The following is a 21,323-nucleotide window of genomic DNA, read 5'->3' on the forward strand; positions in this document are numbered from 1 at the left end:
TTACCGGGCTCCGGTTGCGAGGCTGAGGATTCTGCCGCGCCAGTGATGTTGCTGGGTCAGTGTGTCGCGGATCTCTGCAGCGTAAGTGGTACTGGCAATGAAGACCGTGGCCCCCTGGTGCTGCGCCAGCTCATCGGGGCCGGTAATGGTCAAACCGAGCAGGGATTTGCCCTGCAGGTTCCTGTTCCGGTCGACGATGCCGCAGATATTGGCCTTGCCCAGCCGGGTATCGCAGAGCAACCGGCTGGTAAGCGCGCCAGCACCCCAGATCAGCACCGGCTCAGCACTGGCCTCCAGTTGCTGGGCCAGCGCTTCCACCGGGCGCAATACCTGCCGTGAAAGCTCGACATAACTGAGCAGGCTGGCAGCCGCCACAGCATCAACCGTGAAACGCTTCGCGGCCGGGCTGGTCTTGCGGTACATGGCCAGCAGGTAATGGTTGTCGTAGAAATCGTTGTGCTGGGAGATCACCGTCACTTTCTCGAAGCCGTTAGCCGCCAGCAGGTTGTCGAGGCTGGCAGCACTGAAGAAGTTGATGTGTTCCAGTGCAAACTCGAGGAAGGGCTCAGCCGGCGGCGTCTTGCCGAAGGCTTCGGCATCGGGAACAGCGATGAACAGATAGCCGTCATCCGCCAGCAGCGCCGCAATCTTCGCCAGGCTGTTGCGCAGGTCGGCAATATGCTCCAGCACGCCGCAAAGACTGATCAACTGGAAGCGCTCTTCAGTGACGAAAGCATCCACGGTCGCGCTTCTGATCTCCACCCCGTAGATTTCGCGCGCCAGCTTGGCAGCAGCCGGGCTAGGTTCCATACCGAGTAGCCGCTGGAAGCCGGCCTGCTGGAAATGTGCAAGGAAATGCCCCATGCCCGAACCGATATCGAGGATGCGAGCGTCGCTTGCCAAGTCTGCATACTGCTCGACGAAGTGGAAAAAATCCCCATGAATCCGCGCCAATCCGGGCGGCAGGTCAGTATGCAGGTGATGCTCGACGTTCTGATAGAACTGATCGAGCGCCGACTGATCCGGAATGTCGCTGGCGTAGGCAAAACCGCAGTTCCGACAGGCCACCACATCGTAATGGACTGCCTGGGGAAGCCCCGGGAACAGAAAATGCTGACGGTGCAATTGCTCCGGATGGCTTGCGCCACAAATTTCACACGCTCTCATATCGCCTACCCTGAACTTTACGAACGGCCTTGCCAAAACAGAAGACGCAACAATAACTGGCCAAAAAAGCGGTCTTAGCCCGCCTGTGTATTGAGGCGAGAACGGTACCAACTTTGAGAAATATCACGGATCTGGGCAAGCCTCACAAAGGCCTCGTCCGGAATCCCGGCGCAAATGGCAAGTTGCTGCTCCAGGTTAAACATTTCTTCGGGTGAGTAACGGGGGATTCGCTCCTCGCCGGCCACCTGCACGTCAGGCGCGGGCTCCCAGCAGTCAATAATCGAACCCGCTGCATCGATATTGCCGTCCAGCCCAAGCGCGCGCAGCGTCTGAACGAATCGCGCATACGTGTCCTGATACTGCGAAAGCGTTGCGGTGTAGTCACAGCGTGACAAGAAGAAGTTGATATCCATTGATGCGGGCAGTTCATGTTCCGCCACAAACGGCAGTGAAAAGAACTCGCACATTTCCCGCACCCTTGAATCGTGCGCAATGAAAACGGCAGGTTTTCCGGCATGGATCGCCGGCGTCAAACCGTGCATTCTGGCCCCGAACACAAAATCCATCGACCCGAGGAATTCCTTCCACAGGCTGTAGTTTGTAAAGTAGCGAACGCGCTTTTGTTTCAACAAGGCAAGCACAGGCGCCAAGTCTTTATAGAACCGCCGCGCCGCATGGATATCGGCCCCGCTGACCTTCCCGGGGTAATAGAGTGCCTGCGTAAGCAGGCCAAAGACCTGCTCGACATAGTAATAATTCTGCTCACTCGCAAGGCGAAGAAAGTCGTCGATCCGGCTATGCCGATTGCCCTGATAATTCGAGTAGCACACCGCAACCTTTTCAGGGTTGCTCGGCACCTCCAGCAAGGACGTGCGCAGCGCAGGGCCATTCAAGTAGAGGGATGGGCAGCCTAAGGGAACGGCATTCTTGATCCCGAGGCTATTCAGCACATCCGCTGAATAATAACCGCGCGTCCCCACCACCGGCGACCTATCAGCGATCACATTCAGATAGCGGACCACCGCAGGCGAAAGCTGCTTGTGGAACCCAGGCTGATAATCGTACTCCCTGGCTTGAATGGATTCGCCAAGGCTGAAAAAAGGAATCTTCAGTTTTTCGATAAAGTCCGTAACGTAGGCGTAAGGATAACCATCCTGGTCATACGGAGGCGGCGCAATCCTGCAAGGGATGAAAAATATCACCTTGGAGAATCGTTCATTGACCTCTTCTGCGGTCATCCGAAAGTTCCAGGCCTCAAAATTGCGCCCCGAAGTCAACAGCGCGCCGGCATGGGCGTAAACAATATCCCCAATGTTGATAAATTGGGAATGATACTGGTAATTGGCCCCTGTCTTTTTAATCCCCTCAGGCGGGGGAAGGTAACCAATCAGAGTCGGACGCGAATCGGGAGCGTTCATGTATTGGCCTGCAAGAGTCTGGTTAGACCCACATCCAGAGATGTGAGTGGCACCCACCCCAAAGCGCGGATCTTGTCGATATTGAAATGCCCGGCGCTTCGCACGGCGGGCGCCGGACCACTGCGCGCCTTCGGCCTGACTTTGAGCTGCCCAGCCTTACCGGCTGAGGCAATCAACTTTTCGGCCAATTCCAGGATACTGGTTTCCTGCGTTTCACCGACGTTGTAGGCATGGCCCGCTTGGCCCCGGAACAGGATGTGGAACAGCCCGAGCACGGTATCGGAGACATAGCAGAACGGACGCGAGGCGCTTCCATCGGAATCCAGCTGGATATCCCGATTGTGAAGTACATCGGCAAGCAGATCGGAAATCGCCCGGCCATCGTCCAGACGCATACCCGGCCCATAGCAATGGGAAATCCTCGCAATCCTGGCATCCACGCCGTACTGGGTGTGGTAGGCCCGGCACAGCGTTTCAGCCAGCCGCTTGCTCTCGCCATAGCAGGCCCGAGGAGCCAACGGGTCTTCACGGCCAAAATCACCTTCCGCGATTGCATCGGTTTGCCAGGGATTATCGCCGTACACCGCACCGCTGCTGAGAAACAGAACACGTGCCTGCTTGTCCCGGGCCAGCTCAAGCAGTGCCCGGGTGCCATCGGTATTGGCGCGAATCGTATCGACCGGCCGCTGCAGATAGTCCTTGGGGCTGGCAGGGCTGGCGGCATGGATGATGAAATCCAGTGGTGCAGCAAGGCCACAGGGCTGGGTGACATCCTGGATCAGGGGCGTCACTTCACCAGGCATATCCAGCCAGGGCATGCGTTGACGCAGTTTTTCCAGGTCCCGAGCCAAGGCATACACCTGCAGGTTCGCCTGGGGCTGAAGGCGATTGAGCCAGGCCAGGGCCTCGACTACGTGCCCACCGATAAAACCCGAGGCCCCAGTGACCAGGATGTGACGACCGTACAGGGCCTCCCAAGGCAACGGGGCGGCGAGCATACCGCTCAAATCCCCCGCAAGAATGGAATCAGGCGTCTTCATAAATGCTGTCCAGACCGATGATACGCTGCGCTGCAATCCCGAGGTTGAGCAGGTGCTGACGGATTTCTGCGGCGAAGCGGATGGAGCAGATGACGATGGGTAATTCCGCATGCGCTTGCGGGTCGTAGGCACACACCACGTGTTTACCCAGGCGTTGCCCCCATTTCGCTTCGGATGAGTCCAGCAAGGCGTGAATATCCAGCGACTCGGCTAACGGTGCCAGGTAATTGAGGTAGTCGCCGCCAATTCCGTACACCAGGAACGGGCCACCGGTTCTTTCACGAAAACGCTGCAGCAGCAGCTGCTCGCGGCGCTCTGCCCCAGGTTGCAGGCGGGCGACGATGCGGATCGAGTCCGAGTAGACCGGTGATTCGTAATGCCCCACGGACACCCCATCACAGCTAAACCCGCAACGTGCAAGTAGCAGGGTCAGCGAAGCCGGGGTGAACTGGTGCAAGTGCTCAAGATTGCGATCACTGGCCAGCAGTGGATGCCCGGCCTGGTTCGGTACCTCGATCAGCACACGCCCGTCCGCACCAAGAAGACTCGACCAGGCCGCAAGCTCCTGCTCGGGTCGGGCGATGTGCTCCAGCACATGAAAGGACACGATCAACTGGTACGGCGCTGCCTCGATCTGACTGGTCGGCGTATGGAAGACGCGGTCAAGCTTCTGCTCGGCCAGCACCCTGTCTTGCGACAACTCCACACCCTCATAGCTGACGGCAAAGCGCGCCTTGATCTCGCGCCCAAGCTCACCCTCCGCACAGCCGACTTCGAGCACGCGCTCCTTACCCGTCTTCAGCAGGTCAGATACCGCAGCGACGCGTTCACGCATCTTGCGCTTGAACCAGGGTGTGTTCAGATCGTTACGTGCAACCAACGTCTCATAGTAGCCCGCCTGGTCCAACGGCATCCGCCAACGATGGCCACACAGCCGGCAAGGTGTGTACTCCGGGCTGGGCAACAGCATCTCGATGGATCCGCAGCAGGGGCATGCACTGGCTGTAGTGGTTGTCATCATGCGCGTACCAGGCGTTCCAACAGTTGTTGCGGCGAAGGCAACGGCTGCTCATCGCTGGCAAACTGGCCATAGCCCCAAACTACTGGCCAGAACTCGACACCATTGGCAGCCGCTGCGCGACCATCCGCTACAGTATCGCCAATGTAGATGGCCGATTGCGCTGCAATGCCGCCGTCTTCCAGCAAGGCAGCGATCATGCCGCTCTTGTCTGAATAGCGACCAGGGTAGGAGTCACTGGCATACACTTCGCTGAACAGCCCTTGCCACCCCAATGCCGCAATGATGCGCTGGGTTGGCAGCAGCCGTTTATTGGTCGCGATCGACAGATTGAAGCCCTGCGCGCGCAGCTGTTCCAAGGCCGCCTGGCACCCTTCATAAGCGGCCGTTTCCAGGCAGGCTTCGGCGTCGTAGATGTCCTTGAACGAAGCGCTCAGGGCATCCAGCAATGCTGCGTCGCTACTACCGCTGAGTGTCGCCAGCGTTTGGCGCAAAGGCGGCCCGATCAGGCTGGCGTCTATCGGGCACATGGCGTGCAGGCCGTGTGCCTTCAGCACACGGGCAAAGCAGGCCAGAATGGCCGGCGCGGAGTCAACCAAGGTGCCGTCGAAGTCGAACAGGACGTGGCGCTTCATCACTTGACCTGCTGCCGAACCTGGCGCGATACCGGGGCGATGTTGCCAGCCATTTCTTCCTCCAGTACTGCCAGCGGCAGCAAGGGCGACATATCCTCAAGCGGCATGGAGGTCATCGAACCATCGGCCTGCGGAATCGCGGCGACTTTCGGGCTCAATGCCTCATCTTTCATCAACAGTACTTCCAGAATCATCGGCCGCGGCATTTGCATCGCCTCGGCCAGGCCCTGATCCAATTCGGCGGCATCGCTGATACGCTTGAACGGCAAATGGTAGGCACGCGCCAGTTCTTCCAGGTCCGGCATCCACAAGCCAGCTTCAGGGCCTGTGCCCACATAGCGGCTTTCGAAGTAGTTGCGCTGGGTATTGCGGATCGAGGCATAACCGCCGTTGTTCATCACCACCAGGCAGATCGGCAGGTTGAAACCGCGTAGCGTGGCCAGCTCCTGGATATTCAATTGCAGGCTGCCATCGCTCTCCACCGCCACCATCGGCTTGCAGCCGTTGGCGAAGCAAGCACCAATCGCAGCTGGCAGGCCGTAACCCATCGCACCCAGACCCGAGGTCAGGAACACACGCTGGCCTGGACGATTGCGGAATACGGTGTAAAACACTTCGACCGCCAGCCCGGAGCTGCCGGTGCTGACCAAGGTATTTTCCGGCACTGCATTGGAAAGCGAGTCAGCAAACTGGAAGTGGCTGATCGGCCCGCTGGCGGCGAAGGGCTTGCCGTCGTTGACGCCATAGCGTGACTTCCAGTCGCGGCAACGCTCCAACCATTGTGGACGGCTGAACGAAGCGCCTTTCAGAGAGGCAGCCAGTGTGTCGACAAAGCTGGCGGCGTCGCTGGTAACGGCGACATCGATATCCATGTCGAGCTTGGCGATCTCGTTGGCATCCACATCCACGACGACCTTGCGTGCATTGCGGGCAAAGTCGCGTGGAGCATAGGCAGTGATGATGTTGTCCAGACGACAGCCGAGGGTGATCAGCAGGTCGGCATTCTGTACCGCGAAGTTCGGCGCACGCAGTGCAACCACACCTGGCCGCCCCACATACAACGGGTGCTCATGAGGCAGCAGGTCCATTGCATTCCAGGTCGTCACCAGCGGCACGCCCATGGATTCGATCAGATCACGAAAAGCTGCTGCCGCTCCGCTCAAGCGAACGCCATGGCCGGCGAGGATCAGCGGTCTCTGGGCCCCCTCAAGCAAGCTGCGGATCTGCGTCAGCGTTTGCGCCTCCAGCGCTGCAACAGGTGCAGCGGCCTCGTCCCAACCCACCAGGTTGTCGGGATCAATCGGCGCGCCCTGCACGTCCAGCGGTACATCAATCCATACCGGGCCGGCACGGCCATCTCGTGCCACAAAGACAGCCCGCTCCAACGCTCGGCGAATGTCTTCTGGCTGCTGGATGGTTACCGCGTACTTGGTGATCGGCTCGACCACGCTGACGATATCCACTTCCTGCACGCCCTTCTGCCGCAGTGGCGCACCACGCAACAGGTCGGCACGCTTGACCTGGCCGGAGATAACCAGCAACGGCACCGACTCGATCCAGGCGCCAGCGACGGCAGTCACGGCATTGGTCGCACCCGGCCCGGTTGTGACCATGGCCACACCGATATTCTCGTTGATGCGGCAGTAGGCTTCGGCAGCAATCGCGGCAGCCTGCTCATGGTGGCAGGCCACTACCTCCAGGCCGGGGTGCTTGCCGACTGCGTCGTTGAGGTGCATGGCACCTCCGCCTGGCAACAGGAAGACATGCTCCACGCCCAGATCGGCGATGAAGTCAGCAATGTAGTCGGCAACACGATAAGGGCTTGGCACGTCAGTCCATCCAATAGCTCAAGAGGGTTTTACGGTCGCGATTGGCATTGATCGCTTCGTCGGTATAGAACGAATCATTGCTGAAATGCGTGGAAGACAGCTCTTCGATGATTGCCCCTTCCTGACTGTGGAAGGCATGGCGAACACCCGGCTCGACGGTGACCACATCCCCCGGACGGCAGGCACGATTCACACCGTCCAGCTGCAGCGTCAGCTCGCCATGCAGGACGTGGAAGGTTTCTTCCTTGCGCTGGTGATATTGCTCCGGGTGCTGCTGACCCGGCAGGAGCATCAGCAGTTTCTTGCAGTAACCCCGGTTGACCACGGTGAGCATGGTCAAACCGATCTCGTCGAAATGGTCCAGACCATAGTGGTGGGATATTTCCAGATCGACCCGGCCCGGCACCACCACGTGGCTGCTGCTCAGCTGGGCGCGAACGCGCTGGACGATCTCCCAGACCTTGTCACGCACATCGCGCCGCGTGCTGTTCTGTGTGCTCAGCGCTGCATGCTCGGGAATGTCCGCCTGGGCAGTAAAGGTGGCGTATTTCGACCAGTCGTTGGCAGTGATCTGCCCGTCCTGCGGCGGGAAAGCGAAATACACATCGTCAGCCTGTACTACCTCGCCTGCGGCAATGGCCCTGCGCGCAAATACACCACGACGCAGGGAGCGCAGGCTGGCGACTTCACTCTCGTTTACCGGCAAGCGCTGCTCGCCTTCACCGCAGAGCAGCAAGGCATACTGCGCGGCTTCCAGCCAGCGTCGAACCTGCTCAGGGCTTGCCGAATAGGCGTTGAGAGGGAACTGCTCGGTGGGCAAACCAACGTGCTTTTCGAAGATGCGCGCGCCCTTGGCCAGTGCAATCTTGACGATATCGGTATTGTCCGGGTTCTCATGCGTTGAAAAGCCCACGCGCACGCCCGGATAACGCCGACGTAGAAAATCCACCTGCGACAGATGCATGTTGGCATCGGCGGTCGGGTACTCGCCTACACAATGCAGAATGGCGAAATTCTTTTCCCGGTGGGCAAGGAAGCTGACCAGGCGATCGAGCTCTTCCAGGGTCGAACCGGCAGTGGAAACGATCAGCGGATGCTGAGTCTGCACCACACGCTCCAGCAATGGCCAGTCGCTCATCGAGCAACTGGCGATCTTGATCGCATCCAGCTGCTGCTGCTCGATCACCTCCACCGATGCCTCATCGAACGGCGTGGACAGGCAAAGGAAACCGTTGGCACGGATTTCCGCCACCAGGCTATCGAACTGCTCACGGGACAGGCGCGTCTCGCTGAAGCGCTTGATGTACTTGACATCGTCACGGCCGCGCATGGCCGGATGAATGAAGGTATCCAGATCACGGTATTGCAGCTTGAAAGCGAAGCGGAACGGGAATGCCTTGCACACCTCGGCAAAGGCGCGAATCAGCGCCACGCCATGCGCCACATCGCCCATGTGGTTGTTCGCCATTTCCAGAATGAACAGCGGTTTGTCGAACAACGTTCCCGCGTTGGCGGTAGGGGCTGTGCTCATCAGTGGGATCCTCGGTTGAGCCAGGCTTCGATGTGACTGGCCGCATGTTCCAGATGGTCGTCGCTCAAGCCCGGCCAGAGGCCGATCCAGAACGTGTCGTTCATGATCTTGTCAGTCACCGACAGCTCGCCGGAAACACGGTAATTCAGCCCTTGCATGTAGGGCTGGCGCGTCAGGTTGCCGGCAAACAGCAAGCGCGTGCCCACGCCCTGTTCATCCAGGTAGCGCACCAGCTCGACGCGATTGATGCCGCAGCCATCGCGCAGGGTGATCGGATAGCCGAACCAGGAAGGGTCGCTTTCGCGGGTGGCCTGCGGCAGGATCAGTTTGTCCGCACAACCGGCCAGCCGGTCGCTGAGCCAGGCGAAGTTGCGCTTGCGCGCGGCAACGAAATCTTCAACCCGGTCCATCTGCGCCAGCGCGCAGGCGGCCTGCATGTCGGTGATCTTCAGGTTGTAGCCCAGGTGCGAGTAGGTGTACTTGTGGTCGTAGCCTTGCGGCAGGTCACCCATTTGCCAGCAGAAGCGCTTGCTGCAAGTGTTGTCCTCGCCCGGTGCGCAGTAGCAATCGCGGCCCCAGTCGCGGTACGACTCGATGATGCGCTTGAGCAACGGCGAGTCGGTGAACACCGCACCGCCCTCGCCCATGGTGATGTGGTGCGCCGGGTAGAAGCTGAGGGTGCCGATATCGCCGAAGCCGCCAACCATGCGGCCCTGGTAGGTGGAACCCAGCGCATCGCAGCAGTCTTCGATCAGCCACAGGCCGTACTTGTCGCACAGGGCGCGCACAACGCTGAGGTCGAAGGGGTTGCCCAGCGTATGGGCCAGCATGATGGCCTTGGTCTTCGGGCCGATGGCCGCTTCGATCAGCGCGGGGTCGATATTGTAGGTGCCCATCTCGACATCGACGAACACCGGTACCGCACCAAACTGCAGGATCGGGTTGACGGTGGTGGGGAAACCGGCGGCAACCCCGATCACCTCGTCACCTGGCTTGATCGCACGGTCGCCGAGACGCGGCGAGGTCAGCGCGGAAAACGCCAGCAGGTTGGCCGACGAGCCGGAGTTGGTGGTGAGTACGCAGCGACGCCCCAGGTACTTGGCCAGGCGCTTCTCGAACGCCTCGTTGAAGCGGCCGGTGGTCAACCAGCCATCCAGCACGGCTTCGGTCATGGACTGCAGCTCGCCGGCGCCAATCACCTTGCCGGAAGGCGGCACGTTGCTCTGCCCCGCCACGAAAGGTTTGGGTGCCATCTGCAGCTCGGCATAGCGCCCGACCAGTTCGGCAATCTGTTGGCGCAACTGCTGCGCCGTACTGTCACTCATGGGTTCCGCCTTGGTGAGCCGCGATCTGCTCGCGGGTAACGATGTTCATGTCACGCCCTGCGCGCCAGGCCAGGTGCCAGTCCAGGGTGTGGTTCAGGGTGTCATCCAGCGACCAGCGCGGTGACCAGCCAAGCACTTGCCGCGCCTTGCTGGAATCCAGTGCCAGCAAACCGGCTTCGTGCGGCTGGGCATCGGCGGCAACCGACCAGCGCGCCTCGCCAGGCCAGCGCTGGGCAAGACGCCGGACGATTTCACCGACGGTGGCCAGCCCTGCGCTGTCCGGGCCGAAGTTCCAGGCTGTAGCGTACCGCTCGGCGTCCGTGAGCAAGCCCTGCGCCAGCTGCAGGTAGCCCATCAGCGGGTCTAGCACGTGCTGCCAGGGGCGCGTGGCATGGGGATAGCGCAAGACCACTTCTTCACCGTCCTGCCAGGCGCGCAAGATATCCGGCAGCAGGCGCTCGGCAGACCAGTCCCCGCCACCCAATACGTTGCCTGCGCGCGCCGTGGCCAGGGCCACGCCGGCGGAACGCAGGAAAGCGTCGCGGTAGCTTGCGCACAGCAGTTCGACACAGGCCTTGCTACTGCTATAGGGGTCGAAGCCGCCCAGGGCATCCTGCTCGCGGTAGGGCCAGGGCCACTCGCGGTTGTCGTAGCACTTGTCGGTGGTCACCACCAGCACCGCACGAACCGAGGGCGTGGCACGCACGGCCTCCAGCAGGTTCAGCGTGCCCATGACGTTGGTGGCGTAGGTGTCGGCCGGCGCCCGGTAGGATTCGCGCACCAGTGGCTGAGCCGCCAGGTGCAGCACCAGTTCGGGCTGGAACGCCTGCACGGCACGGGCCACGGCCGAGGCGTCACGAATATCGGCAAACTCGCCGGGCACCTGCTGTTGCAAGTGCGCAACCTGCCACAGCGATGGCGTGGTCGCGGCAGGCAAGGCCAAGCCACGCAGCTCAGCGCCAAGCTGGCGCAACCATACAGCCAGCCAGCCACCCTTGAAGCCAGTGTGCCCGGTCAGCAGGACTCGGCGGCCCGCCCAGAATGCCGGGCTCAACGCCATAGCTGCCATGCTGCTTCGCCGTTCTTCCAGTGTGTTTCGAGCAACGTGCGATCACGCAGGGTATCCATCGGCTGCCAGAAGCCACGGTGCAGGTGGCTCATGAGCTGGCCGTCTTCGGCCAGGCGACGCATGGGCTCGTCTTCCCAGGTGGTAGCATCGCCTTCGATGTACTCGAGCGCAGCCGGTTCAAGCACGAAGAAGCCACCGTTGATCCAGCCACCGTCGCCCGCCGGCTTTTCCTGAAAGCCGCGCACCTGCTCGCCCTGCACATCCAGGGCGCCATAACGGCCCGGCGGTTGGACGGCGGTAACCGTGGCCATCTTGCCGTGCTTGCGGTGGAAATCGACCAGGCGCGGGATATCGACGTCGGACACACCATCGCCGTAAGTCAGGCAGAAGGTTTCATTGCCGACATAATCGCGAACACGCTTTAGACGACCACCTGTGGCGGTGTTTTCCCCGGTGTCCACCAACGTCACCCGCCACGGCTCCGCGTGGCGATTGTGGATATCCATACGGTTTTCCGCCATATCGAAGGTCACGTCCGACATGTGCAGGAAATAGTTGGCGAAGTACTCCTTGATCACGTAGCCCTTGTAGCCAAGGCAAATGACGAAGTCGTTGATGCCGTAGTGCGAGTAGATCTTCATGATGTGCCAGATGATCGGCTTGCCGCCTATCTCGATCATCGGCTTGGGGCGCAGGTGAGATTCTTCGCTGATGCGTGTGCCCAGCCCACCGGCCAGAATGACTGCTTTCATTGTACTGTTGGTCCGCATTGGTCGGAGGGGGCGGCGACAAAAAACTGGCCCCGGGCCCTTTATGCTAGGCAAAGCAAAACGCATGCCTGCTTTAGGGTGGCAATCGCAATGCATGACTGGAGATTTATAGGGGGCGCAAATCGAGCGCCGCCCGCGCCGCGCATCGCGAGCTGCGCTCGCTCCTAAGTTTGTTTCGGGCGAATTATTCCTGGGGGATTTGCGCGCGAATGCCTTGGCACATGGCGCGAGATAGCGTCGTACTCACCAGGCGGCCGCGCGCGCCTGTCACAGGCATAACTGGCCCGAAAAAAAACGTAGGAGCGAGCGCGGCTCGCGATGCGCCGCGCGGGCGGCGCTCGATCTCACAGACACCAGAAAGGCCGAGGCGAACACCCAGACCTCGGCGTCAATCCTCCGCCTGGTCCTCGCCGCCCTGTCGGCTCATGCCGTACTTGCGCATCTTCTCGACCAGGGTGGTCCGGCGAATACGCAAACGTTCAGCCGCGCGTGCAACGACACCGCTGGCATCGTCCAGCGCCTGCTGGATCAGGCCTTGTTCCAGGCTACCGAGGTAGTCCTTCAAGTCCAGGCCTTCAGGTGGCAGCATCGCAGGGTTGCTGAAGTTTGGCGTGTGACCGTTGATGGCCACGCGCTCTTCCAGATCGCTGCGCAGGCTGTCGACCATCTGCTCGTCTTCGTCATCGACGTAGCGGAATTTTTTCGGCAGCTCGGACACGCCAATCACCCCGTACGGGTGCATGATCGCCATGCGCTCTACCAGGTTGGCCAGCTCGCGCACGTTCCCCGGCCAGCCGTGGCGGCACAGCGACATGATCGAGGCGGAGTTGAAGCGGATGGAACCGCGCTTCTCGTGCTCCATGCGTGAAATCAGTTCATTCATCAGCAACGGGATGTCTTCCACCCGCTCACGCAGCGGCGCCATCTCGATGGGAAACACGTTCAGGCGGTAGTACAGGTCTTCACGGAAGGTGCCGTCCTCGATCATGGTCTCGAGGTTTTTGTGCGTTGCAGCAATGATGCGCACGTCAATGCTCTGGGTTTTATTGCTACCCACACGCTCGAAGGTACGCTCCTGCAGCACGCGCAGCAGCTTGACCTGCATCGGCAATGGCATGTCGCCGATTTCGTCGAGGAACAGGGTACCGCCATTGGCCAGCTCGAAACGCCCGGCACGGCTGGTGATCGCCCCGGTAAAGGCGCCCTTCTCGTGCCCGAACAGTTCGCTTTCCAGCAGCTCGGCCGGGATCGCGCCACAGTTGACCGGCACGAACGGCGCTTCACGGCGCTTGGAGTGGTAATGCAGGTTGCGCGCCACCACTTCCTTGCCGGTGCCCGACTCACCCAGGATCAGCACGCTGGCGTCGGTATCGGCCACTTGCTGCATCATCTGCCGCACGTGCTGGATGGCACGGCTGGTGCCGACCAGGCTGCGGAACAGGTTGGGCTCACGCTGGCGGCCGCGCTCGCGCGCCTGGTCGTACATCTCGCGATAGACCTGGGCACGGTGCAGCGAGTCCAGCAACTGGCTGTAGCTTGCCGGCATTTCCAGGTTGGACAGCACACGACGGCGAAGGTCTTCCGGGAACTCCGCAGAAGAAATTTCACCTAAAAGCATCACTGGAAGGAACTCATCCCACCCAGCCAGTGTCTTAATGAGCCCCAGGAGATTACCCGGAGCGTCTACAGCGCCGACAAGTACGCACAGCACTTCACGACTCGAGGACAACGGCTCGACCACTTGCTGCCAATCCTGGCTCGAGCAAGCGAGGTTCTCTTCGCCGAGAAAATTCAGCACCACCGCAAGGTCGCGGCGGCGCGCGCTGTCGTCATCGATCAGCAGAATCTTGGTTTCACGCCACATGCAATAGCAACTTCCCTAGTCATATCGGCGCCCTGCAGGGGCATGCTCGACATCATTCCGACTGAATGGTCAGTGTTCGGACGTCTGAAATTCGAGAACAGCCACTAGTAAAGTCAAAAAGGCCCGCACAGTCAAATTTATGGCGCCTTTTGTCAAGTTGTGTGCATCTTAACTGAACAGATGGTAAACCTTCGAAGCATTTTTCGCTTGGTTGATCTGCATCATCTCTTCGGCAATTGCCTGGCGCTCACCGGTTGTCACTTCGATCAGGTTGCGGTAGACCAGCAGCACCCCTTCCAGCTTCTCGCGCAGCAACGCCTGGTCCATCGCATGGGTTTCCAGCACCTCGTCGATGCACGCGCGGCAGGCCACATCCAGCTTGGCAATGGCATCCCAGTCACGCTCACCCAAGGCACCAACCAAGGCATCGCAGGTGTCATCGAGGCGTTGCAGTGCGGTCACGGTAATCTCCTTGCCGTCAGCTGGCAGGCTGGGCGTCGGCAATGCCGTCCCAACCGCTTTTAACGGTGATCAGCAACTGGGCAACTTCGTCGATAATGCCGGCATCGTTATCGACATTGGCCTGCATCAGGCGGTTGGTCATGTAGACATAAAGGGCGTCTAGTTTTTCGACGTATTCCGGGTTTTCGCTCTTTTCAGGCTGCAAGCCATCGCGCAGGCCGATGATGATGTCGATCGCCTTGCCGAGCATCAGGCCCTTTTCCGCGATGTCGCCACGCGCCAAGGCACCCTTGGCCTGGGCCATGCGATCAAGGCCGCCTTCCATCAGCATCTGCACCAGGCGGTGCGGCGTGGCTTCGGAAATCTGGGCATGGGAATTGACCTTCTGGTACTGACGAAGGGCTCTCATGGGATTCATCTTGCGACCTCGTGACGGGCAGGCTTAAGGGAGAGATATTCCTTGTATCGGGCAGACGGTGAAAAACTTTACCGGCCGATGACATGAAGCCGGGCATCATGCCCGCACTTCATGCAATGTTCACGGTTTAATCGTCACTGCTCGACTTGTTCAGCGCGTTTAGCGTACTCAGCACGGAACTCTGCTGCTGGCGCAGCTGGGTGACCAGGGTATCCATGTTGTTGTACTTGTCCTGCAGGCTCTTCTGCAGGGCTTCCATGCGGGTGTCCAGGGTATCCTGCTCGGTCTTGAGCTTGGTCAGGCTTTCGCTCAGCACCTTGGAGCGCTCGGCCAAAGTACCGGTACTGGCCTTGGCAAACGGTTCGGTCACCTTTTGCAGGCGTGCCAACAGTCCATCCTTGCCATTGAAGATACTGGTCAGGTCCGCCGCATTGGTGGAGGCGACCTTGTCCCATTTCTTGTCATCCAGGCTCAGCGTACCGCCATCCTGGGCAGAGGTGACGCCAAAGGCAGCGAGCGATTTCAAGGTACCGTTGCCCGACACCGCATTGAGCTCTTCACGAATGGAGGACATCAACGTGCGCATCGTGGCATCACCGGTCAGCGCCGCCGACGTCATTGTGCCATCAGCGTTTTTGGTGACCTTGGTTTCGGCATTCATGACTTTGAGCAGGGCGTTGTAGGTATCGATGAAACCCTTGAGGCCCGACTTCAAAGTAGTGGAGCTGGTAGTCAGCGAGAGAACAGTGGCTGTAACCTCGCCACTGGTAGCGTTTTTCGGTGAAGTACCCAGCAACTTGATGTTCAGACCACTCACGGCATCGGTGATGTCGTTGGTCTTGGACTTCATGGCAATACCGTCAAGCGTGTACTCGGCGTCCGCCGGCTCGTCGACCACGGTATAGCCAGTATCAATGCCCGAATTGCCCGAAAGGGTGATGTCGGAGCCGTCACCCATCTTGGTCGAGGTGATGATCAGACGCGAACCCGTGGCGTCGGTCAGTACGTTGGCGCTCAGGCCTGCCGTACTGAACTGACTGTTGATGCTATCGCGCACCTGCTGCAGCGTTGCGCCAGCAGGAACACTCAGATCGTAGGCCTTGCCATTCTGGGTCATGGTCAACGTGGTCGGACTGCCAGTGGCGTTGACTACAGAGCCCGCGCCATTTGCGTAGACCTTCGTTGACACCTTCGACGCAGTCGCCAGCTTGTCGACAATCAACTTGAACGAACCGTTGGCAGCCCCGGTACCCATGGTGACGGTCGCCACCTTCTCATCCGAAGACTTCAGGCTAAGGCCACCGAAACTGTTGGTGTCGGTCATGTTGGTCAAGGCGCCACGGAAGGCATCCAGCGCCGACTGAATCTTGCCGATAGAGGACAACGTGGTGGTTGCCTTCAGCGTTTGGGTATTGATCTGCGCCTGTTTGGGCGCCTTCTGCGCGGCCACCAGGGAATCGACGATCGCCTGGGTATCAATGCCCGAGCCAATACCGCTGACTGTTGTACCTGCCATCATTGCTCTCCTTGTTCAGTAGCTGCCGGATCCTTGGCGGATAAGTCCATCAATGGGCCAGCAGCAACAAAAATCATGCCAGCCTATGCCTGATCATCGAACAGCAGGCTACTGGCCTCACTGAGGCTTTGTGCAAGCTTCAGCGCCGTTTCCGACGGGAGCTGGCGAATCACTTCACCTGATTGGGTGGCGATCACCTTGACCACAACCTGCCCCGTGGAATCATCAATGGAAAAGTCCAGCTGACGCTGGCTCGACTGGACGAAATCACGAATCTCGCCAACCGCCTTCTCCAGGTCTTCGCGCGAGTGCGGCTGGCTATCGGGGGCAGCAGCCTCCTGCACCTTGGCAGGCACTACCGGGTCCCGGTCAGCGACTGGCGCCTGGGGTAACACAGACGGATACACCTGGCTCAGCTTGACACTCATGTCCATGTTTCGAACTCCTCATGTCAAAAAGGGTGAAAGGGCACGTAAACGCGCCCTTTCACCCTTTACTCAGGCGCCTGAATTACTGGAGCAGTTTCAGGACCGAAGATGGCAGCTGGTTAGCCTGCGACAGGATCGCAGTCGAAGCCTGCTGCAGAGTCTGCTGCTTGGTCAGCTCGGCAGTTTCCGAAGCGAAGTCCACGTCCTGCACGGTGGAGCGGGCAGCGGTGGAGTTCTTCTGGATGTTCTGCAGGTTGTCGACGGTGGTTTGCAGACGGTTCTGGGTAGCACCCAGGCCCGAACGGACGCTGTCGATCGAACCGATGGCCTTGTCGATAACGGCCAGGGCGTTCTGGGCGTTGACGGCGTCGGTCACATCGGTGTCGGCGATGGTGGTCTTGGCCGAAGACTTGGAAGCTGAACCGAACAGGTCGGTAGCACCAGTACCGACTGTACCATCGGCTACCGAGTAACCTTTGGCAGAGTCCAGGGAAATCTGGCCAGTTACAACCGATGTGTCATCAGCAGTAGCGGAAAGCGTGGTCAGAGAGTTCGGGAAATCACCATTACCATCCCGCGCACCGACAGAAATGGCATCAGCGCCAGCCTTGGAGGTGAATTTCAGGTTCTCACCAGTGTCCGACTTCACCGACAAGCTCTTGGTCGATTCATCGTAGTTGACGCTGATACCCAGCTTGGCGGCGTTGGACTTCAATTGATCAGCCAGGCTCGCAGTGTCAGTAACACCAATGAAGCTTACGGTGCTGCCACCAACGGTCAGCTCGAAGTTGGCAGGGGTGGCTGCGGCACCACTTGCAACGGTCATTTTCACTTCGGTGCTGGCAGAGGCTGTCAGGCCACCGATTGCGCCATTGAGTTTGGCAGCAATATCTTTGGCCGAAGCGCCTTCATCATAGCTGACAGTCTTGGATTGGCCGTTGCCGGTTACAACCAGATCTGCTGCTGCCACGCCGCTAGCGCTCGGCGCGATAGTGCCCGACTTGATCTGCTGCGAGCCGATGCTCTTGGCCGAAACGTTGTCCAGCGCCAGGTTGATGGTTTCGTTGGCGTTGGCGCCGACCTGGATGGCCTTGGTGCCGTAGGAGCCGTCCAGCAGCTTCTGGCCACCGAAGGTGGTGGTTTCCGAGATACGGTTCAGCTCAGCGGTCAGAGCCTGGTATTCGTCGTTGTTCGACTTACGGTCGTCGGCGCTCAGGGAGCCAGTAGCCGAGGACAGGGCCAGGGTACGCATTTTCTGCAGGATGTCGGTCGAAGCCTGCATTGCACCTTCAGCGGTCTGGGCGATCGAGATACCGTCGTTGGCGTTCTTGACAGCCTGGCCCAGGCCATTGATCTGGCTGGTCAGACGGTTGGCGATCTGCAGGCCTGCAGCGTCGTCTTTAGCGCTGTTGATACGCAGACCCGAGGACAGACGCTGCATCGAAGTAGTCTGAGCGTTGCTAGCCTTGGTCAGGTTGCCCTGAGTGGTGATCGACGCAATGTTGGTGTTTACAGTTAAAGCCATGACGAAATCCTCGTTGGATGGGTACTGCGGCTTCCGGCCTTGGCAACCGCCGGACTGGCCTAGAGAACCTTCGTAATAGTTATCGTCGGGTGCGCGGGATGCTTGAGGGGTTTTTCGAAAAAAAAATGCTGGCATGGGGCCAGCCCCGAGAAATCAAGGGGTTAAGGGCATTTTATTGGCGTCAAATTCCACTCCCAAGCACACTGAGCATCACCTACCAGCCTCCACCTGTGGGAGCGGGCGCGCCCGCGAACACCGGCAAAGCCGGTGCCATACACCGAGTCGCCTGCTTCGCGGGCATGCCCGCTCCCACAGAAGCTGCGCCATGCCACAGCATTTTGCAGGCAAAAAAAAGCGCCAGGCGGTGGCCGCCGGGCGCTTCGGGGGACTGCTGAGGGATCAGTCGCGGTACAGGATGGCCGAGCCCCACGACAGACCCACGCCAAAGCCGCTGATCGCCACACGCTTCCAACTGCCGTCGAGCATGTGCTTCTGCAGCAGCAGCGGCACACTGGAGGACACGGTATTGCCGGTTTCCAGCATGTCCTTGACGAACTTCTCCGGGTGTTGCTCTTCGAAGCGCCGCGCCACGGCGTCGACAATCGCCGCACTGCCTTGGTGAATGCAGAACGCATCGATATCCGACGACTTCAGGCCGCTGGCATCCAGCAGCTCGTGCAGGTGCGCCGGCACCTTGACCAGCGCGAAGTTGAACACCTGGCGGCCGTTCATGAAGAATTTGCCGTCGGTCACTTTCAGGTGCTCGGCACCGGAGCCGTCAGTGCCGAAGCGCGCCTGACCCAGGTTCCATACGGCGCCTTCACCCATCCAGGTGGCTGTGGCGGCATCGCCGAACAACATGGTGGTGTTGCGGTCTTCCGGGTCGACGATCTTCGAATACGGGTCGGCGGTGATCAGCAGGCCGTTTTTCAGCCCTGCAGCTTCCATGAAGCCTTTGATCGCATACAGGCCATACACATAGCCGGAACAGCCCAGCGACACGTCGAACGCCGCCACGCGGGTAGAGAGACCGAGCTTGCTCTGGACGATGGCTGCGGTGTGCGGCAGGCCTTCTTCGTCACCGTTCTGGGTGACCACGATCAGCGCATCGATCGACTGCGGATCCAGGTCAGGGTTGCTGGCGAACAGGGCCCGGGCGGCTTCTACGCACAGATCGGAGGTTTCTTGCTCTTCGGCCTTGCGCGGCAGGAACGACGCGCCGATCTTGCCGAACATGAACTCTTCGTCCTTGCCAAACTTCGCACCCTGGACGTAGTTGTCCAGGCCAGCGGTAGGCACGTAACTCGCGATGCTTTTGATGCCAATCATTCTGGCTTCCCAATGAAAACAGCCAAAGACCACCACTCGATGAATTGAGGGCGCCAAATACCGGGGCGTCACCGCCAGGGGTTGAAGGCAGAGCTCACCTGCGCACCGGTAACAAAATGCTGCAACAGCTGCTGCATAGAATACAGGGAAGATGATCGTTTTGACTCATTGGTCACATTGAAATGCTACGAAAGCCGTGGCGAGGGCGTGGAGACTGGGGAATTCGGGGAATGACCAGGCGGGCACAAATCCCTGCAGGAGCGGCCTTGTGCCGCGAAAGGGCCGCAAAGCGGCCCCGGCGATCTCAGCGTTAATGCAGAATGCCAAGGCTGCTTTCGCAGCCCTTTCGCGGCACAAGGCCGCTCCCACAGGGCATTCCCAGCCTGATGGAGCAGCAAGACAGATCAGAGCTTGTTGAACAGGCTCAGTTGCGAAATGCGCGAGAAGGCCAGTTGTGACGCCTCCAGCATGGCCTGCTGCAAGGTCAGGGTGATGGCCGCCTGCGACATGTCGGTGTTGCCGATGGCGTTCTGGGTGGTCTTGTTGGCCAGGCCCAGGCTGGTGTTCTCCTGGCGCTGGATCTCCAGCGAGTTGCCACGGGCGCCGATCGAACCACGGGTGATATCGACCTGCTCACGGGCACTGGCCAGGTTGGCGATCGCCGAGGCCGCTGCATCCTTCAGCGCATTGGCCTGGCCTACTCCCGTTACCGGCGTATCCAGCGCAGCACGCAGCTGGCTGAGGGTTTCCAGAACATTCTGGTTCTGGTGCGTATTGGCGGTGACCGCAAACTGGTCACCCGCCTCCGGCGAACCGGTTACCTGGTAGGTCACACCTGCCACCGTCAAGGCTGGCGCGGTGTAGGTACCCGTGGCCACGGCCTTGCTGTCAGCCGTCAGCGGCTGGGCGTAGAGCTCGTAGGCGCCGGGCCCGGTGAACTTGATCACAGCCCCGTTGCTGGGGAAGGTGCTGCGATACGCCGCTTGGTCGGTCACCGTGCTGCTGGTGATCTGGGCGCTGGAGGTGTTGCTGGCGTTGCGGGTGGTGTTGAACGAGTCCGGGCGCGCCGCCAGGGAAAACTCGCGCCCTGCCACCGCGGCGTCGGCGTCGGCGCCCTCCTCCACGGTAACGGTGATTTCAAACTCGACGCCACGCAGGGCAATGCTGTTGGCGCCCTCGGTCTTGCTGTCGAAGGTACCGTTGGTGGCGGTTTCAGACGTGATGTCCCTGCCACTTGCATCGGTGATGGTGTACTGGGTCGCGCTGGTGAAGGTCAGCTTGTACGGCTGGCCGGCAGTAAAGCTGTTGTTGTAGGTGGTACTTGAGGTCATCAGGCCAGACGATACCCCGACAACGCCATCGTCAGTTGCCGGTACCACCAGGGTCGACTGCGTGCGGCTCTTGTTGCTGGCGGAATCAAAGATGGTGAAGCCGGTGTCGTTGGTGGCCAGATTCAGGGTGTCGGAGACCTGCAGACTCAGCTGGGTCTGGTCACCGTGATAGCTGTAGGTGCCATCGGAGTTGCGCACATAGGGTGGCGTGGTGCTCTTGGAGCCGCCGAACATGTAGTCGCCGTTGGCATCGCGCGAGTTGAGCAGGCCAAAGATGTTGGCCTCGATCTCTTTCAGCTCGGTACTGATGGCCACACGGTCAGAGTCGGTAACCCCAGGGCCGCCAGCACGGATCGCCAGCTCGCTGGCGCGCTGCATGGTGTCGTTGATGGTGGAGAGCACGCTCTCCTCCTGCAGCAGGGCGTTGCTCACCGTGTTGATGTTGCCGCTGTACTGGTCCAGCAGCGACTGCTGCTGTTGCAGCAGCAGCAGTCCCGCCGCGCCGACCGGGTCATCGGCGGCCGTCTGGATACGGATACCCGACGTGACCTGATCGTTGGTCTTGTTCATGGTGGAGAAGTTCTTGGAGTAGCTACTGGCGCTGGCCTCATAGAACTGAGCAGTGGAAATACGCACGAGAGTCTACTC

18 protein-coding genes are annotated in these 21,323 nt (G+C 60.1%); all 18 read right to left on the reverse strand.

Annotation, left to right across the window (positions count from 1 at the left end; all coding sequences use genetic code 11):
* Positions 1 to 1,167, reverse strand: a complete 1,167-nt coding sequence (locus tag AC07XM_RS13190) for a class I SAM-dependent methyltransferase (protein ID WP_224372372.1) — start codon at positions 1,165 to 1,167, stop codon at positions 1 to 3.
* A gap of 74 nt (positions 1,168 to 1,241) precedes the next feature.
* A complete protein-coding gene (locus AC07XM_RS13195; protein ID WP_023047010.1) occupies positions 1,242 to 2,585 on the reverse strand; it encodes a polysaccharide pyruvyl transferase family protein in 1,344 nt (447 codons plus the stop codon).
* Complete coding sequence (locus AC07XM_RS13200; protein WP_232896375.1) at positions 2,582 to 3,661, reverse strand: NAD-dependent epimerase/dehydratase family protein; 1,080 nt, start codon at positions 3,659 to 3,661, stop codon at positions 2,582 to 2,584. Before AC07XM_RS13200 ends, AC07XM_RS13195 begins: the two co-directional genes overlap by 4 nt.
* A complete protein-coding gene (locus AC07XM_RS13205) occupies positions 3,612 to 4,595 on the reverse strand; it encodes a class I SAM-dependent methyltransferase (RefSeq protein ID WP_256596922.1) in 984 nt (327 codons plus the stop codon). The genes AC07XM_RS13200 and AC07XM_RS13205 overlap by 50 nt, the downstream gene beginning before the upstream one ends.
* Before the next feature lie 47 nt (positions 4,596 to 4,642).
* Positions 4,643 to 5,278, reverse strand: coding sequence for an HAD family hydrolase (locus AC07XM_RS13210; protein ID WP_016488443.1), 636 nt, complete (start codon positions 5,276 to 5,278; stop codon positions 4,643 to 4,645).
* Positions 5,278 to 7,107, reverse strand: a complete 1,830-nt coding sequence (locus AC07XM_RS13215; RefSeq protein WP_016488444.1) for a thiamine pyrophosphate-binding protein — start codon at positions 7,105 to 7,107, stop codon at positions 5,278 to 5,280. Before AC07XM_RS13215 ends, AC07XM_RS13210 begins: the two co-directional genes overlap by 1 nt.
* A 1-nt stretch (position 7,108) precedes the next feature.
* Complete coding sequence (locus AC07XM_RS13220; protein WP_016488445.1) at positions 7,109 to 8,638, reverse strand: N-acetylneuraminate synthase family protein; 1,530 nt, start codon at positions 8,636 to 8,638, stop codon at positions 7,109 to 7,111.
* Complete coding sequence (rfbH, locus tag AC07XM_RS13225) at positions 8,638 to 9,963, reverse strand: lipopolysaccharide biosynthesis protein RfbH (protein WP_102688984.1); 1,326 nt, start codon at positions 9,961 to 9,963, stop codon at positions 8,638 to 8,640. Before rfbH ends, AC07XM_RS13220 begins: the two co-directional genes overlap by 1 nt.
* Complete coding sequence (gene rfbG, locus AC07XM_RS13230; RefSeq protein ID WP_096426596.1) at positions 9,956 to 11,023, reverse strand: CDP-glucose 4,6-dehydratase; 1,068 nt, start codon at positions 11,021 to 11,023, stop codon at positions 9,956 to 9,958. Before rfbG ends, rfbH begins: the two co-directional genes overlap by 8 nt.
* Entirely contained in the window at positions 11,014 to 11,784 is a 771-nt protein-coding gene (rfbF, locus tag AC07XM_RS13235; protein ID WP_102688985.1) for a glucose-1-phosphate cytidylyltransferase, read from the reverse strand. The genes rfbG and rfbF overlap by 10 nt, the downstream gene beginning before the upstream one ends.
* Positions 11,785 to 12,190: 406 nt before the next feature.
* A complete protein-coding gene (fleQ, locus tag AC07XM_RS13240; protein ID WP_016488449.1) occupies positions 12,191 to 13,666 on the reverse strand; it encodes a transcriptional regulator FleQ in 1,476 nt (491 codons plus the stop codon).
* A gap of 168 nt (positions 13,667 to 13,834) precedes the next feature.
* Entirely contained in the window at positions 13,835 to 14,128 is a 294-nt protein-coding gene (gene fliT / locus AC07XM_RS13245) for a flagellar protein FliT (RefSeq protein ID WP_024717756.1), read from the reverse strand.
* Positions 14,129 to 14,144: 16 nt separating this feature from the next.
* The gene (gene fliS / locus AC07XM_RS13250; RefSeq protein WP_016488451.1) at positions 14,145 to 14,546 is read right to left on the reverse strand and encodes a flagellar export chaperone FliS; all 402 of its coding nucleotides are present in this window, start codon (positions 14,544 to 14,546) and stop codon (positions 14,145 to 14,147) included.
* Positions 14,547 to 14,673: 127 nt separating this feature from the next.
* A complete protein-coding gene (fliD, locus tag AC07XM_RS13255) occupies positions 14,674 to 16,062 on the reverse strand; it encodes a flagellar filament capping protein FliD (protein ID WP_016488452.1) in 1,389 nt (462 codons plus the stop codon).
* A gap of 83 nt (positions 16,063 to 16,145) precedes the next feature.
* Entirely contained in the window at positions 16,146 to 16,496 is a 351-nt protein-coding gene (locus tag AC07XM_RS13260; protein ID WP_016488453.1) for a flagellar protein FlaG, read from the reverse strand.
* 76 nt (positions 16,497 to 16,572) lie between these two features.
* Positions 16,573 to 18,015: a flagellin N-terminal helical domain-containing protein gene (locus tag AC07XM_RS13265; RefSeq protein WP_016488454.1), complete on the reverse strand. Its 1,443-nt coding sequence runs from the start codon at positions 18,013 to 18,015 to the stop codon at positions 16,573 to 16,575.
* A gap of 399 nt (positions 18,016 to 18,414) precedes the next feature.
* Positions 18,415 to 19,344: a ketoacyl-ACP synthase III gene (locus AC07XM_RS13270; RefSeq protein WP_016488455.1), complete on the reverse strand. Its 930-nt coding sequence runs from the start codon at positions 19,342 to 19,344 to the stop codon at positions 18,415 to 18,417.
* Positions 19,345 to 19,748: 404 nt separating this feature from the next.
* Positions 19,749 to 21,311 (reverse strand): flagellar hook-associated protein 3, encoded by a 1,563-nt coding sequence (locus AC07XM_RS13275; RefSeq protein WP_102690350.1) that lies wholly within the window; start codon positions 21,309 to 21,311, stop codon positions 19,749 to 19,751.
* Between the last annotated feature and the right edge of the window lie 12 nt (positions 21,312 to 21,323).

The sequence above is a fragment of the Pseudomonas sp. GW460-LB5 genome (assembly GCF_059423245.1).